Source organism: Fischerella sp. PCC 9605 (genome assembly GCF_000517105.1).
Taxonomy (GTDB): Bacteria; Cyanobacteriota; Cyanobacteriia; order Cyanobacteriales; family Nostocaceae; genus PCC9605.
The window spans coordinates 164,407-180,892 of sequence record NZ_KI912151.1 but is presented as its reverse complement, the minus strand read 5'-3'; the positions used below and the strand labels follow the sequence as shown (position 1 = coordinate 180,892).

13 protein-coding genes are annotated in these 16,486 nt (G+C 43.6%); 12 read left to right on the top strand and 1 reads right to left on the bottom strand.

What is annotated here, in order from left to right; translation table 11 throughout:
• The first annotated feature begins 319 nt into the window (after nucleotides 1-319).
• From FIS9605_RS0125820 to FIS9605_RS38215, 4 genes are all read left to right on the top strand, one after another.
• The gene (locus FIS9605_RS0125820; RefSeq protein ID WP_026735163.1) at nucleotides 320-2,773 is read left to right on the top strand and encodes an MASE1 domain-containing protein; all 2,454 of its coding nucleotides are present in this window, start codon (nucleotides 320-322) and stop codon (nucleotides 2,771-2,773) included.
• Nucleotides 2,774-2,931: 158 nt separating this feature from the next.
• The gene (locus tag FIS9605_RS0125815) at nucleotides 2,932-4,200 is read left to right on the top strand and encodes a sensor histidine kinase (protein WP_026735162.1); all 1,269 of its coding nucleotides are present in this window, start codon (nucleotides 2,932-2,934) and stop codon (nucleotides 4,198-4,200) included.
• A gap of 10 nt (nucleotides 4,201-4,210) precedes the next feature.
• Complete coding sequence (locus FIS9605_RS45490) at nucleotides 4,211-4,348, top strand: hypothetical protein (RefSeq protein WP_231510466.1); 138 nt, start codon at nucleotides 4,211-4,213, stop codon at nucleotides 4,346-4,348.
• Nucleotides 4,341-4,568 carry an SDR family oxidoreductase gene (locus FIS9605_RS38215; RefSeq protein WP_026735161.1) on the top strand — a complete coding sequence of 76 codons (228 nt, stop codon included), beginning with the start codon at nucleotides 4,341-4,343 and terminating at the stop codon, nucleotides 4,566-4,568. Before FIS9605_RS45490 ends, FIS9605_RS38215 begins: the two co-directional genes overlap by 8 nt.
• A gap of 797 nt (nucleotides 4,569-5,365) precedes the next feature.
• On the opposite strand, the gene FIS9605_RS38210 is transcribed toward FIS9605_RS38215, so the two are convergent.
• On the bottom strand, nucleotides 5,366-6,601 hold the full coding sequence (locus FIS9605_RS38210) for an RNA-guided endonuclease InsQ/TnpB family protein (RefSeq protein ID WP_197036144.1): 1,236 nt from the start codon (nucleotides 6,599-6,601) through the stop codon (nucleotides 5,366-5,368).
• Between FIS9605_RS38210 and FIS9605_RS0125790 the strand changes: the two genes are divergently transcribed.
• The 8 genes from FIS9605_RS0125790 to tmk all read left to right on the top strand — a co-directional run bounded on the left by FIS9605_RS0125790 (nucleotide 6,596) and on the right by tmk (nucleotide 16,483).
• Complete coding sequence (locus FIS9605_RS0125790; protein ID WP_026735159.1) at nucleotides 6,596-7,660, top strand: ABC transporter permease; 1,065 nt, start codon at nucleotides 6,596-6,598, stop codon at nucleotides 7,658-7,660. The genes FIS9605_RS38210 and FIS9605_RS0125790 overlap by 6 nt on opposite strands.
• 94 nt (nucleotides 7,661-7,754) lie before the next feature.
• A complete protein-coding gene (locus FIS9605_RS0125785) occupies nucleotides 7,755-8,678 on the top strand; it encodes an ABC transporter permease (protein ID WP_026735158.1) in 924 nt (307 codons plus the stop codon).
• A 57-nt stretch (nucleotides 8,679-8,735) separates the two neighbouring features.
• Entirely contained in the window at nucleotides 8,736-9,602 is an 867-nt protein-coding gene (locus FIS9605_RS0125780) for a polysaccharide deacetylase family protein (RefSeq protein WP_026735157.1), read from the top strand.
• Nucleotides 9,603-9,685: 83 nt separating this feature from the next.
• Nucleotides 9,686-10,258, top strand: a complete 573-nt coding sequence (locus tag FIS9605_RS0125775; RefSeq protein WP_026735156.1) for an ureidoglycolate lyase — start codon at nucleotides 9,686-9,688, stop codon at nucleotides 10,256-10,258.
• A gap of 84 nt (nucleotides 10,259-10,342) precedes the next feature.
• Nucleotides 10,343-11,149, top strand: coding sequence for an FAD binding domain-containing protein (locus tag FIS9605_RS0125770; RefSeq protein WP_026735155.1), 807 nt, complete (start codon nucleotides 10,343-10,345; stop codon nucleotides 11,147-11,149).
• A 6-nt stretch (nucleotides 11,150-11,155) separates the two neighbouring features.
• Nucleotides 11,156-13,792, top strand: coding sequence for a molybdopterin-dependent oxidoreductase (locus FIS9605_RS0125765; RefSeq protein ID WP_026735154.1), 2,637 nt, complete (start codon nucleotides 11,156-11,158; stop codon nucleotides 13,790-13,792).
• Nucleotides 13,793-14,022: 230 nt separating this feature from the next.
• Entirely contained in the window at nucleotides 14,023-15,783 is a 1,761-nt protein-coding gene (locus tag FIS9605_RS0125760; RefSeq protein WP_026735153.1) for an SWIM zinc finger family protein, read from the top strand.
• 58 nt (nucleotides 15,784-15,841) lie between these two features.
• The gene (gene tmk / locus FIS9605_RS0125755) at nucleotides 15,842-16,483 is read left to right on the top strand and encodes a dTMP kinase (RefSeq protein WP_026735152.1); all 642 of its coding nucleotides are present in this window, start codon (nucleotides 15,842-15,844) and stop codon (nucleotides 16,481-16,483) included.
• Nucleotides 16,484-16,486 lie beyond the last annotated feature (3 nt).

Genomic DNA, 16,486 nt, shown 5'->3' with positions numbered 1-16,486 from the left:
GATCGCCAGCTTGAGAAAAATGTGGGTAATGACAAGGGCTTTTAAAGGGGGGCTAGGGGGGATCGCAGCCTTAACTGAATCGTATTGGCTTAGAATTCCCAAATTCAACAAAATAGTTAATATTCTTCCAAAAACTATTTACCTGGAGAGAATTTCTGACATTTAGCCATTTTTGCAAAACGCTGCGATCGCTTGATAATTCACAATGATTTCCGGATGAAGTCTATGCCCGTTATGGTTAACACCTATTTGGGAAACATAAGCTTGACAACCTTTGTTGAAGGTTACTGTCCTTCAGATATCTGCATGGAGACAACAAATGCAGCAGAATACGAGAAAGCCACAATCCTTAGTCAAGCTCGATCGCCCATTTCTGATAGCAGCGCTGATTATTCCTATTGTTCACTTCTGTCTTGGATACATAGGTTTATCCATGACATTTGTCAATGGTGCATCAGTATTTTGGCCTTCACTCGGCGTCTTTTTGGCAGCAATGTTACTAGTAGGCTATCGCGTTTGGCCCATCTTATTTCTAAGTGATTTTATTGTTGGCTATATTCTTTTTTTCAAAAATAATTTTTTAATTAGTAGCATTATTTCTGGTGTCAATCTTATCACACCTGTTTTAGCAACTTTTTTAATTCATCGCTGCATCAAACGCCACAATTTTTTAGAGCGATCGCAAGATGTCTTTAAATTTATAGTTCTGACTGTACCCAGCCCTGCCATCAGTTCCATACTGGCTGCACTGACACTTTGCGTAAGTGGTATCGCATCTTGGACAGCATTTGGAGACGTGTGTCGAACTTGGCTGGCATCAGACAGCACAGGTATTTTGGTCGTTACACCCCTATTGCTGGCATGGTTCCAAAAATCTCAATATCAAAGAAGCTTTGATCGGCAGCAAATTATAGAGTTCGTATTTGTCTTACTCTCAGTAATGGCAATCGATCGTGTAGCCTTTTCGGGAGGGTACCCAATTGAATACATGGTTATTCCACCGCTGATTTGGTCGGCAGTTCGGTTTAAAACGCGGGAATCTACTTTACTCGTACTTATTGTGTCAGCGATCGCGGTTTTTGGAACCGTTCGAGGCTTTGGTTCGTTTGCCAAACAAGCCTCGCCCAATGAATCGCTCATCCTACTGCAATCATTCATTTGCGTCATCGCCATCACTACATTTGTCCTCTCTGCGGTGACTAATGAAAACCGGAGAGCAGAAACAAAACTCCGACAAGCCAATGATGAACTAGAGCGACGAGTTGAAGAACGAACGACTGAACTCAAGGAGGCGAAAAATGTTGCCGAAATTGCCAATCAAGCCAAGAGTGAATTTCTCGCCAACATGAGCCACGAGTTGCGAACCCCCCTCAACGGCATCCTGGGCTATACTCAAATCCTGCAACGAACAGAACCCTTCACGGACAAAGGACGCAAAGGGATCGAAATCATCCATCAATGCGGCTCTCATCTGTTGACCCTAATTAACGATGTACTCGATCTATCCAAAATCGAAGCCCGCAAAATGGAGCTGCGTCCAATCGATTTCCATTTCCCTTCATTTCTGCAAGGAGTCGTCGAAATCTGCCGCATCAGAGCTGAGCAAAAAGCGATCGCCTTCAACTATCAGCCTGACGAGCGACTCCCCGCAGGTATCCATGCGGACGAAAAACGACTGCGCCAAGTTCTAATTAATCTCTTGGGAAACGCGATCAAGTTTACAGACAGTGGGGGAGTGACATTTAAGGTAGAGGTCATTAGTCATTTGTCATTAGTCATTAGTGATGAAAACAAACAAATGACCAATGACCAAGGACAAATGACAAGCTACAAAATTCGTTTTCAAGTGAAGGATACAGGAGTTGGGATGACATCGGAGCAATTGGAGAAAATCTTTCTTCCCTTTGAACAAGTAGGAGACTTAAAGAGACAGGCGGAAGGAACCGGACTAGGATTAGCCATCAGTCAACAAATCGTCCGCCTCATGGGCAGTGCTTTGGAAGTTCAAAGTCAATTCGGTAAGGGTAGCGTTTTCTGGTTTGAGATGGAGTTCCCGGAAGCAAAAGGATGGGCAACGGCTTCCAGGGTGATGCAACAGGGAACTATCACAGGCTATCAGGGCAGAAAACGCACCATCTTGGTAGTAGATGACAAGTGGGAAAACCGTTCGGTGATCGTCAATTTGCTAGAACCAATTGGATTTGAGGTGATAGAAGCTAGTGATGGACATGAGGGGATCGATCGGGCGATCGCCACTCAACCCAACCTCATCATCACCGATCTAGTAATGCCCGTGATGGATGGCTTTGCCCTGATTCACTACGTAAAGCAATCCGCTCAGTTGAAAGATGTGGCGATCGTTGCTTCCTCTGCGAGTGTGTTTGAAAGCGATCAAAATCAGAGTTTGGATGCCGGAGCGAATGCCTTCTTACCTAAACCTGTTTCGGCTGATATCCTGCTGGAATTACTCCGAATTCACCTGAATTTGGAATGGATTTATGCACCAAAACCAGAAGTTGATTCAAATCGCCAAGAAACGAATAATCAGTCAAATTCAAATGATATTTGTCTACCTTCTATTGATGTATTAACTCGCTTGTATGAGTTGGTAAAAGATGGCGATGTCGATGGCGTACTGCATGAAGCAAACAACCTAAAAGCAAACAATCCTGTCTTTGTTACCTTTGCTCAACAAGTAATCCAGCTTGCCGAAAATTTCCAACTCAAGAAACTGCGAGAGAGATTAAGTCAGTGGATAAGTCAGGCTAACTGAATTCAAAAGAGTCCAAAGTCAAGAGTCAAGGGTCAAGAGTCAATAGTTATTGGTCATTGGTCATTGGTTTTTCTCCGTGTCCCCGCGTCTCCCACTCACTCTTCCCCTGTTCTCTGCCTTTTTTAATTCATTCGATATAAAAACAATGATTTAAACTTATGAAAGACTCTGATTTTGTTTTGATTGTTGATGACAATCCAACTAATCTGTCAGTGCTATCACAAGCATTAAAAAGTGCAGGTTTTGCGGTTCGAGTTGCCGAAGATGGAGAAAGTGCAATCGAATTGGTGCAGCATAAACCACCTGCTCTGATTCTTTTAGATGTACAAATGCCTGGAATCGATGGGTTTGAGACGTGCCACAAACTCAAAGCCGATCCATTAACGCAAAGAATCCCAATCATTTTCATGACAGCGCTGACGGATACCGAAAACAAGGTGAAAGGATTTTCGTTAGGAGCCGTTGATTACATTCCCAAACCATTTGAACAAGCAGAAGTGATTGCTAGAGTGCGAATGCATTTGCAACTCAAGCAACTGACCGATCGTTTAGAACAGCGGGTGGCAGAGCGAACGGCGGCGTTGGAACAGGCACAAGTGCAACTGGTGCAACAAGAAAAGCTCTCGACGCTCGGTCAACTAATAGCGGGTGTGGCCCATGAAATGAATAATCCCGTTAGCTGCATCATCAGCAATATTCTTCCCGCTCAAGAGTATGTTGCCGATCTCACCAACATCCTGCAATTGTGTCAGCAACATCACTCCCAACTTCCACCTGCCATTCAGGAGGCGATCGCCCAAACAGATCTGGAGTTTCTCCTTGAAGATTTGCCAAAGCTCCTCAATTCTATGCAGTTAAGCACGGAGAGAATCAAAGATGTTTCCGTGTCGCTGCGAAACTTTGCCCGCACTGATACATCTGTAAAGGTTGAGGTCGATGTGCATCAGGGACTTGACAGTACCCTATTAATCCTGCGCCATCGCCTCAAAGCCTTGGGGCAGCGGCCTGAAATTGAAGTTACCAGAAAATACGCTCCCTTGCCAAAGCTTGAGTGCTATCCGGGACAACTCAATCAAGTGTTCATGAATATCTTTGCTAATGCGATCGATGCCCTGGAAGAAGTTTGGCAGCAGGGAAAGCGAGTAGATACTTCCCTTGTCATCAACGTCTGCACGGAAATGCTCGATTCTGAATATGTAACGATTCGGATTGCAGATAATGGCATTGGCATGACAGACGAGGTGAAGAAGCATATCTTTGACCACCTGTTCACCACGAAAGCGGTTGGTAAAGGTACTGGACTGGGATTGGCGATCGCCCATCAAATTGTAGTGGAAAAGCATGGTGGGGCGATTAAGGTCAATTCCACACTGGGTCAAGGAACTGAATTTGTGATTGTGTTGCCTGTGAAAGCTCAAACTCTTTGATTATTCAATAATGCCACACAGAGCATCGCGGCAACAGCTTCCTCTGGAAATCACTCAAAAGGCGATCGCCGATAGCACTTATGTGGGAACCAAAGGTGCTATTGAACAAATTACGCGAGTAGTGGCGAAAGAATTGGGTAGTGGGTAGCAGGGGTATAACTGTCAATGTCATTTCACCAGATCCCACAGATACAGAATTGTTTCGACAAGGCAAAACAGAAGAACAAATCAACCGTTTTGCCCAAGCAGCAGCATTAGGAAGGCTGGGACAAGTGGAAGATATTGCCGATGTAGTGGCGTTTCTTGCCAACGATGAAGCAGGCTGGATCACTGGGCAAAATATCCGCGTTAACGGAGGAGTAGCTTGAGGGGAAGATAATTGATACCTCTGTGCTTGTCATATTGCCCGAAAATTATAGTTAAACCAGGCAACTAGTCCTTTCAAGGTGTAATGCATTTTTCTTGGTGTCTTAGTGTCTACCCTGCACCGTAGGGCGCAGCCCTTCTCGTAGAGTAGCCGAGTAAAGCGCGTCTATGTGGTGAAAAAATTGACTTTTGAACCACCCTACTCTGCGAGAAGCCCTCCGGGTTCACCAGTCGCTCATGGGGGAAACCACGGCAGGTGCTCATGGGGGGAACCCCCTTTCTGCGCGCTGCCTCCCCAAGACCGCGCTGGTTCACCGCTGCGCGTCTACGGGTACTCTACGAGAAGCCGCCCACAAGGGGCGTCTACGCCAGTCCCCCTACCCTGACGGGAAGCCCTCCGGGTACCCTGCGGGAACGCCTTACGGCGTACGGGGGTTCGCAATCGTGACGGGAAGCGGAGCCACTGCGGTGGACGGGTCTCCCGGCATAAAGCAAGTGGCGTCCAAGACTGCGACCCCCTCACCGCTGCGCGTCTACGTGACGGGAACCGCCTTCTGGGGGGCTGGTCTCACCAAGGCACTAAGACACAAAGGTGAAAAGCTCAAAATTCGAGAAATTTTTTGAGCATTTTTACTCACCTTGAAAGGGCTAAACCAGGCAACATTAACCTTGACAAGATGAAGTGAACTACCCCGACTATGTTAGAGCATAGTCTGCGCTTCCAACTTCACAGGCAACAGCGTCTAGCAAAACAGAAGTTTTACCAGGACGACTTACATCCCCTCCATTGGCAGTGTCGCTAGTTCAAGAGCGACAATATCCGCAAGCCTTCATCTCTAATATTTTTTGCCGCATTTATATCTGTGTCGTGCCTAGTATTGCACTTGGGGCAATCCCACAAACGAAGATCTAAAGGCAGATCGGAGACTTTATGCAGACAATGGTTACAAGTTTTAGAGCTAGGGAAAAATCTATCAATTTCTAAATAAATTTTTCCCTGCCTCTGTGCTTTGTATTTCAGCATTGTCCCAAACATCCCCCATCCACAATCACCGATCGCCTTCGCTAAATTATGATTGCGTACCATGCCTAGAAGGTTGAGATTTTCCATCACAATCACTTGGTTCTCGTTGACTATCTTGCGGGATAGCTTGTGTAGAAAATCTTCACGGCACCTAGCTATTTTGGAGTGAACACGGGCGACTAGATTTCTTGCTTTGTTACGTCTATTGCTTCCTTTTTGTTTGCGACTTAATGTCTGCTGTTTGCGTTTGAGATTGCGTTGATGTTTGGCAAAGTGTTTAGGATTACTGTATTTGCTGCCATCACTGGTGATACACAAGTGAGTTAGTCTCACATCAATCCCTATTGCTTTGCCTTCACTGTTGGCTTGTGGCTGTTCTTTGCCATCATCAACCAAAATCGAAGCGTAATATTTGCCGTCAGGGTTTTTAGAAATAGTAGCAGTTTTGATTGTGCCTTCTATTTGACGGTGAATTTGGCAATAAATCTCCCCTAGCTTTGGTAATACAATCGCACGATCACCTAGTTTGACATTTTGAGGAAAGCCCATCGATTGCCTTCCATGTTTTGATTTGAAACTAGGTAAGCCAGCCCGTTTTTCAAAGAAGTTTTTGTAAGCAGTAGAAATATTTAGAGCAACAACTTGTAAACACTGAGAATAAACATCTGTTTTTAGCCAAGGATGCTCTTTTTTGAGTTCTGGCAATAAACCTTGGATTGCACCTCTAGATCGGAAGTTGCTAGTGGCTTTATAAGTTTCTTGAATTAGATTCAAGCTGTAGTTCCAGAACCAACGACAACAGCCAAACGCTTTAGACAATTGTGTTTGTTGCTTTTGTGTTGGATAGATTCGGAACTTATACGCTTGATACACGATCGCTTTTCTAGAGCAGCGATCAGATTTTAGCAGACATAGAGTATTGTTGCTACGATCATAGTTGGTTGGTCGCAATTCATCTCCCACCATGCAAGCATGGAAGGAGAATTCTTGCGACATTTTAGTTAAATGCATAGCAGTTTAGAACCAAATACCTTACCGTCAAAAACTTGGCAAGCGCTATCATACCTGGTTGCACTCTTAGGAACAATAATTTCGGGACTTTTGTTGTTCACCTTATTGGGCAAACCTCCTATTGCTGCGTTAAATACTTTATTTATCTCACCCTTAAGCAGCTTATATGGACTCACAGAAATAGTAGTGAAAGCAGCACCAATTTTGCTGATTGCTGTTGGTTTAGCTGTATGTTTTCAAGCGAAGGTGTGGAATATTGGTGCGGAAGGTCAGTTTACTATCGGAGCAATTTTTGCTAGTGCTGTAGGTTTAGCATTTACAAATATCAATAACTATAGTTTACTCTTACTTTGTTTGATAGCTGGAGTAGTCGGTGGTGCGATTTGGGGCGGCATACCTGCTGTATTAAAAGTGAAGTTTCATACCAACGAAATCCTCACCAGCTTAATGTTAAATTATGTAGCAATTTCTGTTTTAAACTACTTTGTGCGGGGGCCGTTAAAAGACCCCGAAGGATATAACTTTCCCGAATCTGCACCCTTTAGTGAATTTGCTACCTTACCATCGTTAATTGCTGGGACACGATTGCATTTGGGTGTAATTTTTGCCCTCTTGGCAGCGCTGTTAATTTGGGGAGTGCTGCAACAGACATTTTTTGGCTTCAGCGTCCGGGTAGTTGGTTCTAGTCCGCGTGCAGCAGACTATGCTGGAATAAAAAGCGATCGCATTATTTGGCTAAGTTTACTCATCAGCGGTGGTTTGGCAGGTTTAGCTGGTGCATGTGAAGTTTTGGGGCCGATTGGTCAATTACGTCCTACTATTTCTCCTGGTTACGGTTATGCTGCTATCCTTGTAGCATTTATTGGTCGCTTAAATCCCTTGGGGATTATCTTATCTAGTTTGCTGATAGCACTGTTTTACGTAGGCAGCGAGTTATTACAGATTAAATTAGCACTACCCTTGGCTTTAGCTGGAGTTTTTCAAGGCATTTTGTTTTTCTTTCTTTTAGCTAGTGATTTTTTAATCTACAACAGTATGCGGATCAACAAGAGGGAATAGGGGAGTGGGAGAGTGGAGGAGGGGAGGAGTGGGGGAGTGAGAGAGTGGGGGAATAATTATTAACCACTAACTAATGACAAATGACAAATGACAAATGACTAATGACATCCTCACAAACACTCTCAAAGACACTATCAGGGCAGCTACACCTTTGATTTTGGCAGCATTGGGCGAGTTAGTCACAGAAAAATCGGGGGTTTTAAATCTTGGTGTTGAGGGAATGATGCTAGTTGGGGCGGCAAGTGGTTTTATAGTCGCCTCAGTCACAGGTAATATTTATTTAGGGTTATTGGTAGCTCTAGTTGCAGGAATGGCGATCGCTTTCATTCATGCTGTGCTAGCAATTACTGTTGCTGCGAATCAAGTAGCTACTGGTTTAGCCCTTAGCATCTTCGGTTCTGGACTGAGTGCATTTCTTGGTGCAGGCTATGTTGGTAAAACAATCACTGGATTGCAACCTCTAAGCATCCCAATTTTAGAATCTATTCCCATAATTGGAAAAGCTTTTTTTCACCAGGATATCTTGGTATATGCCTCTGTGATATTAGTGATTTTTGTATCTTGGTTCTTGCAAAAAACCCGCTTGGGGTTAGTACTGCGGAGTATTGGCGAATCAGCCACAGCCGCTGATGCTTTGGGTTTGCCAGTAAATAGGGTACGTTATTTGGCAGTGCTGTTTGGTGGGGCGATGGCAGGTTTGGCGGGGGGTTATCTCTCCTTAGCATATACGCCATTTTGGGCGGAAGGCATGACTGCTGGACGGGGATGGATAGCGATCGCCCTTGTTGTTTTCGCTAGTTGGAAACCAAAAAGGATTCTCTGGGGTGCTTATTTATTTGGTGGAGTCAGTGCTATACAGTTAATTCTGCAAGGATTAGGTTTAGATATCTCTCCCTATCTTTTATCTTCCTTACCTTACCTAGCTACAATCTTAGTACTAGCGATCATTTCACGAGATGCCACCCGTATCCAACTAGGCCCACCCGCATCACTGGGTCAACCATTGCAAAAATTATGAACTATAAACTATAAATTATGAAACTCTTAATTTTTTCATTCATAATTCAACATTTTTATGCAATCTCCATCTTTTCAAGCGATTACACAACGTCCAGTTTCAAAATTACCTAACAATGCCAGAGTAGCTGTATGGGTGGTAATGAATGTAGAACATTTCACCTTTGGTAAACTCGGAACAGCAATTCAACCCCATTTGAATAGTTACCCAGAAATTGCCAACTATGGTTGGCGAGACTACGGTAATCGCATCGGTATTTGGCGATTATTTGACCTATTTGCAGAGTTAGAAATTCCTGTAACTGCGGCGGTCAACGGAGAAATTTGTAAACTTTATCCCGAAATTATCGAAGCCATACAAAAATATGGCTGGGAAGTGATGGCACATGGCATTAACAATTCTACTGGTCATAGTGACATGGATAGAGATACAGAAATAGAGATAATTGACAGAACTTTGACATTACTAGAAAAAGCTACAGGTAAAAGTCCAAAAGGATGGTTAACACCAGGATTTTCAATTACGCAATCAACTTTTGAATTATTGTATTCCGCGGGTATTGTTTACACTGCCGATTGGGTAAATGACGATCAACCTTATTGGTATCCATTACCCAACGGTCGGTTGCTAGCGATTCCTTATACTATCGAAGCAAACGATATTACCTTGTGCTTGAGTAACGGCTTTTCTGGGCCAGAATTTGCCCAGGCAATAGAAGACCAATTTGACCAACTGTGGGAAGAAGGAGAAAAGCAAGGGCGAGTAATGGCAATTGGATTGCATCCATTTATTGTCGGTCAGCCGTTGCGCTTCAAGTATTTAAAGCAGTGTTTACTGCACATTAAAAATAAACCCAATACTTGGTTAACTACAGGCGAAAGTATTTACGAATGGTTTAATGGCAATACAGAAAATAGGGAATAGGGAATAGGGAATGGGGAATTTGGAGTTTCGTGTAAATATGTGTTAACAATGTGTATTTAACAGTTGTAAATAAAATTTATCTCATGACAACTCCACAAACTCGAATTTTAAAAATTCCTATCATTGATGCTAATTCTGAAAATATCAAACCCTATGGTCATCTATTAGGAGATGATGTTAGCAAACCAGGCTTAGGAATTCCTTTTTATCAAGGTAGAGTAATTGAAGGCGAAAATATTGACTTTCTCTATCGTGGAACTGCAACTTTTAGAACCGCGAAAATCATGCCAGGATATCCTTCTATTAACTGGTTAGAACGCCACATGCATATGACCCAATTGTTCATCGGTTTGGGACAAGCACCATTCATTATGGTAATGGCACCACCTAATCACACTCAAGGCGAAAACCTGCCAGATTTAAATCAAGTAAAGGCATTAAGATTTCCCCCAGGACATGCACTTTTGCTGCACATAGGTACTTGGCATGATTTTCCCATAGCTTGCGATCAAGCTGTTGTCATTTTGACTGCAAATTCTGATGAAGTTGTCACTGCCTTAAGTCAAATGAAAGAACCAGATGAGATGAATCAAGGTGATGTTTATAAGATTTCATTGCCAAAAAGACTTCGTTATGAAATTCAATTAGATATTTAAAGTTTTTGGACAACGCAAATGAAACTTACTCTGCTACCTGGTGCGCTTTCCTCTGCGATACTCTGCGTTAAAAATTAATCAAAAATGGATCTGCTAAACATCAAAACTTATTTACGTCCTCATGATGTTCAAACTATCAGCAACTGGGGTGAAGGTTGGGCTTGGTTAGCTGGTGGAACGTGGATATTTTCTGAACCGCAGCCACATTTGAAGGTACTGGTAGATATACAGTGTTTAGATTGGTCAGAAATTGAGGTACAAGAAGATAATTTAGTAATTGGTGCGACATGTCCGTTAATAAAATTATTGCATTATCCTTGGCCTTCAGAATGGACGGCTGTAGAAGGATTCAAAAGTGCTATTTCTGCACTCGCAGCATCACTAAAAGTAATTAATATGGCGACAGTAGGAGGTAATATCTGTCTGGCATTATCAGTGGGAACCATAGCACCAATCATGGTGGCATTAAATGCAACTTATGAAATCTGGAATTTAAACAGAGAGTCGCGCCAAGTTGCAGCCAAGGAATTTCAACTTGGTTCCCGCCAGACTATTTTGCAACCATCAGAAATATTGAGGCGGGTTTTGATTCCAGTTGAAAATTTAAAATGGCAAGTTAATTATCAGCGTTTTGGCATTGCAGCCAGCGATCCCGCTTTGGCGATCGCAGTGAGTGCTTGTAATCCAGATAATTTGCAATTGCGGTGTGCGATCGCTGCGAGTGTTCCTGCACCCCGTCTATTGGAATTGAAAACAGATGTAGAGACGTTGCACCCAAGGTTTCTACAGGATATAGATTTTATTGATAATGCTAAGGCTAGTGCTACTTATCGCCGTGAGGTGACACAAGTTTTAATTAGGCGTTCACTCCAACAATTAAAAGTATTTTAAATATATATGGAAGAAGCATTCAAATTCCAAGTTAACAACCAAGATTTTACAGTAAATTGTCATCCCGGAACCAGCCTTTTAACTCTGCTACGACAACTAGGCTGGTTTGGTGTTCATCGTGGTTGCGATCGCGGAGATTGCGGCGCTTGTACGGTTTGGGTAAATGATATACCAATCCACAGTTGTATTTACCCAGCCATGCGAATAGCCAATCAATCGGTGACAACAATTGAAGGGTTATCAGAAAATGGCGAACTTGCACCAATGCAGCAAGCATTTTTGCAAGGACAAGGTTTTCAATGCGGTTTCTGCACTCCAGGTATGATTATGAGTGCAGCAAAGTTGCCTTTTGCATCACCAGAAGAATTGCGTTTGGCTTTAAAGGGTAATCTTTGCCGTTGCACAGGGTATCAGGCGATTATTGAAAGTATTCTCCCTATCTCCCCACCTCCTCATCTCCCCCTCTCCCCCTCTTCATCTATCGGCAAGAGTATCCCCAAACAAGACGGTACGGCAATTGTCACAGGCAAAGCATCTTACACCGCAGATTTTGTACCGCCTGGTTTACTACATCTTAAGGTATTGCGATCGCCCCATCCTCACGCTTACATCCGCAAAATTAACACCGAAGCAGCCAAAGCAATCCCTGGCGTCGTTGCTGTGTTCACCCATGCAGATATCCCCAGGATAGCTTACACCACCGCCGGACACGCTGAACCTGTGCCCGATCCCCTCGACCATTATTTATTAGATCGTAAAGTGCGATTTATTGGCGATCGCGTGGCTGCTGTGGTTGCTGAGTCAGTGTCTATAGCTGAACAAGCTTGTCAATTAATAGAAGTCGATTACGAAATTTTACCGCATATTTTAGAACCTATCCAAGCAATGAATGATGGTAGTATCGTTATTCACGATGAACCAGAATCATCACAAATTCCCGATCGAAATCGCAATATTGCTGGACAAATATTTCTCGAATCTGGTGATAGTGAAAAGGGTTTTGCAGAGGCAGATTTAATTGTAGAAAATACTTACCATCTGCCAGCGGTGCAACACGTTCATTTAGAACCGCATGTGACAATTTCTTGGTTAGAAGCAGATGGTATATTGGTGGTTCGTTCCAGTACCCAAGTACCTTTTCACTGCCAACGTTTGCTTTCCAAAATTTTCAATATATCCAAAGCAAAAATTCGCGTTTATAAAGCCCAATTAGGCGGTGGATTTGGCAATAAACAAGAGATTTTATCAGAAGACCTCTGTGCTTTTGCTACCCTTCGCACAGGCAGACCTGTACAATGGGAATTCACTAGAACAGAAGAGTTTACTGCTACAAATAGCCGTCATGCAATGACAATTCGCATTAAAAGTGGAGTTAAAGCAGATGGTACATTTGTGGCACAAGAGATGGAAGTAATTGCCAACACTGGTGCTTATGGCAATCATGGTCAAACGGTGGTATTTTTATCAGGTTATATTCCTTTAGGTTTGTATCGTTGCCTGAATAAAAGATTTAGAGGATTTGCTGTTTATACAAATACAATGCCAGCGGGTGCATTTCGTGGTTATGGTGCAACTCAAGGCGCTTTTGCAATGGAATGTCAAATCGATGAAATTGCTAATCAACTCGGCATTGATGCCGTTGAAATCCGGCAGAAAAATATTATCCGTCCTGGAGATGCGATTAATTTGGGAAGGTCGTCAACAGACCATTTTAATTTAATTGGTAGCTATGCTGTTCCAGAATGTTTTGAAAAAGTTACGCAGTCACTTGGTTATGTTTCCGGTACGCCACCAGTAATAGATGGTTCTCGTCGTCGTGGTGTAGGATTTGCCGTTTCGATGCAAGGCAGTGGTTTATCAAAAATCCACGTTGCGAGTGTGAAGTTATCGCTTTTAGATGATGGGAAATATGAGTTAAGAACAGGTTCAGTTGATGTTGGCACTGGTTCTGATACGACGCTGCGGCAAATTGCGGCCCAGGTGTTGGGTGTGGGTGTTGATGATATCAAGATGTTTTCTGGGGATACGAAGGAGACTCCTTTTGATGCAGGTTCTTATGCTTCGGCGACGTTGTATATTTCTGGACAAGCTGTGAAGTTAGCGGCCCAGAAGTTAAAGAAACAAACGCAGAGGAACACAGAGGAATACGCACCAGGTAGCAGAGAGAAAAGAAGTGTAGAAGTAAGTTATGCGGCGGATGAAGCGACTTTAACTTTTGCTGTGCAGGGTGTGGAGGTAGAGGTTGATATGGAGACGGGAAAGGTTGAAGTTTTACGATGCGTGCAGGCGATTGATATAGGTAAGGCAATTAATCCGAGGATTTGTGAAGGACAGGCGACAGGCGGTATTGCGATGGGAATTGGTTATGCGTTGACGGAAGAGTTGCTGTTTGATGAACAAGGAAGAATTATTAACCCAGGATTGCGAGATTATCGCATTCCTACGGCTGCTGATGTACCACCAATGGAAATATTTTTAATCGAAAAAGTCGATCCTTATGGGCCTTTTGGGGCTAAGGGTGTAGGAGAAATTACTACTAATTGTACAGCACCTGCTGTAGCTAATGCGATCGCCCACGCTACAGGTGTGAGGTTGCGTCAACTCCCGATGACACCCGAACGAGTTTGGCAAGCGATACATTAATAAAGGACTTCCAAATAAAAAAACATCCCAAATTTTCTTGTGGGATGGGTGTCCTCACCCGTCCCATCCCAGAGGCGGGCAGGATGCCCACCCCACAATCCGGGATAATTTATTTCTTGGAAATCCCTAACGCAGCGTAACGCGCCGCTACAGGAAAAGTAAAGATTTTTACGATCGAGAGTCAAGTTACGATGATTTTGACATAGCCTACAAATAAAAACCCTGAAACTATGTCGATACCGGAAATTTCCGAATCTGAAATTCGTTACAATTCCAGTACCTTGTCATTCACTCGTGGTGAAGAATATTACAAGAGAGGCGCAGTTAGTAATCTGCAAAAACGAGGTAGTCTGATCCAAGCAGAAGTGGAAGGCAGTGAGATCACACCCTACCGTGTCAGTATTCGTTTTGATACGGGTGAAATTACCTCAGCGCTTTGTACGTGTCCTTATGATTATGGTGGTTGGTGCAAACATATCGTTGCAACTTTACTCACTTGTTCGCGACAATCAAGGGTGATTGAGGAACGTCCGACTTTAGAACAGCTATTGGATCGTTTGGATTATGTACAAACGCAAAGACTAGTTCAAGAACTGGTTGCAGAAGAACCAGAACTTATTGATGCGATCGACCGCTATGTTAGCTTGATGGTGTCGCCGAGTCCGTCAAAGCCGTCATCGAAGCAAAAACGCCAAACTATTGATGTCGCGCCTTTTCGCCAGCAGGTAAAGCAGATTTTACGCAATGGTTTGCGGGAGTTGGAGTATGGCTATGAGGAAGATCCATTCAGCGATGATTTGCTGGCTGTGATTGAGAAGGCGCAAGATTTGGCTAAAAATGGAGATGGAAATAGTGCGATCGCCATTTTAGAAGCAATCACCGCAGCCTATGCGGAGGAATGGCAAGAGTTATTAGACTACGGTGGTGATGTATATTCCATTACTTACTATCTGGATGAGGCGTGGACAGAAGCAATTTTGTGTGCGGAAATTTCAGAACCAGAGGCGGTGGATTTGCAGGTGATGTTGGAAGCATGGCAGGATGAGTTAGATACAGATTTTGCCATGAGTATGGCAGCATTGCGGCAAGGGTGGGAGGATGAGAATCTACAACGAATTTTAGCGGGCGATCGCTCCGTATCACTTTGGGCAGGTATGCCACCAGACTTTGCTGAAGATTTGGCATTGATTCGCCTGCAAATTCTTGAGCGCCAAGAGCGTTACATAGAATACTTGAATCTTGCCCGTGCCGAAGGATTAATGCAGCAATATCTGACGCGGTTGGTAGCTTTGGGGCAAGTTGAAGAAGCAATTGCTGCTGCTAAAAATCACATGAGTACAGCAGAAACAGCATTTGCTCTTGCCAAAGCTTTGCGGGAGAGAGAGTATTTATCGGAAGCCTTAGCGATCGCTCAAACAGGATTGACATTATCAGGGCATTGTCTCTATGACTTGGCTGCTTGGACAAGTGATTTAGCGCAATCTTTAAGCAATTTCTCGGTTGCTGTGAATGCGAGTATCGTTGCTTTTAATACACGTACTTCATTTCGCTATTACCGTAAGGTGGAAGAGTTAGTAGGGGACAGTTGGTCTACTGTGAAACAGGATTTACTGAAAACTCTACGAGCATTTCGCGACTGGGGAGCAGAACAAGCGAAAGTGGATATTTTTCTGTATGAGGGATTAGTAGATGATGCTATTGCTGTTGTCAATTCATCCTACTCTAGTCCAGAACTGGTAATGCGGGTCATGGAAGCAGCAATTCCCCATCGTCCCGATTGGGTAATTGACAATGCCCGCAGTCGAGCCGAACCAATTATAAATCAGGGTAAGGCGGATCGCTACGATGAAGCTGTGAAATGGTTGCAAAAGGTGAAAGCTGCTTATTTTCAGTTGGGACAGCAAAGTCAGTGGTCTGATTATCGCTCCCAACTAACGGCTACTCATGGGCGCAAACGTAAGCTGATGGAATTGTGTAAGCAGCTAGTATAAGAAAGCAGTATTCCTGCTAGCCTAATAAAGCACGTCAGTAAAAATCGGTTGCAGCACAATGAATGGCAAATTAATTGTATTTGAAGGAGTGGAAGGTTGCGGCAAAACAACCCAGATACAATTATGTAGTGAATGGTTGCAAAGCCTTGGCATCTCTATATTAGTGACTCGCGAACCTGGAGGAACAGAGTTAGGCTTGCATTTGAGGCGCTTGTTATTAGATAAATCACCAGCCAAGCCCATTGCTGACAGAACAGAGTTATTATTATATGCTGCTGACCGATCGCAACACGTGGAACAAGAACTCAGACCAAATCTAGCAGCAGGAAAAATAATATTGTGCGATCGCTATATCGACTCTACAGTTGCTTATCAAGGTTACGGTCGCGGTCTAGATATGAGTTTAATCCACGAACTCAACGCCATTGCCACCGATGGATTAGAAAGTGATATTACCTTCTGGCTGGATGTTGATGTCGAGGTGGGACTGGCCCGCAAACGACGTAGCGGCGATGTTGCGGATCGCATTGAGCAAGAAGCGATCGCTTTTCATCGTCGCATCCAGCAAGGATATGCACAATTAGCTGCATCTTACCCAGAACGAATCGTACGCGTAGATGCTAGCGCCAGTCCGGAAGTAGTGCAAAAACAAATTCAAAGGATTTTGACAGATAAGCTCAAAGCTTGGGGCTATATGTAAAAT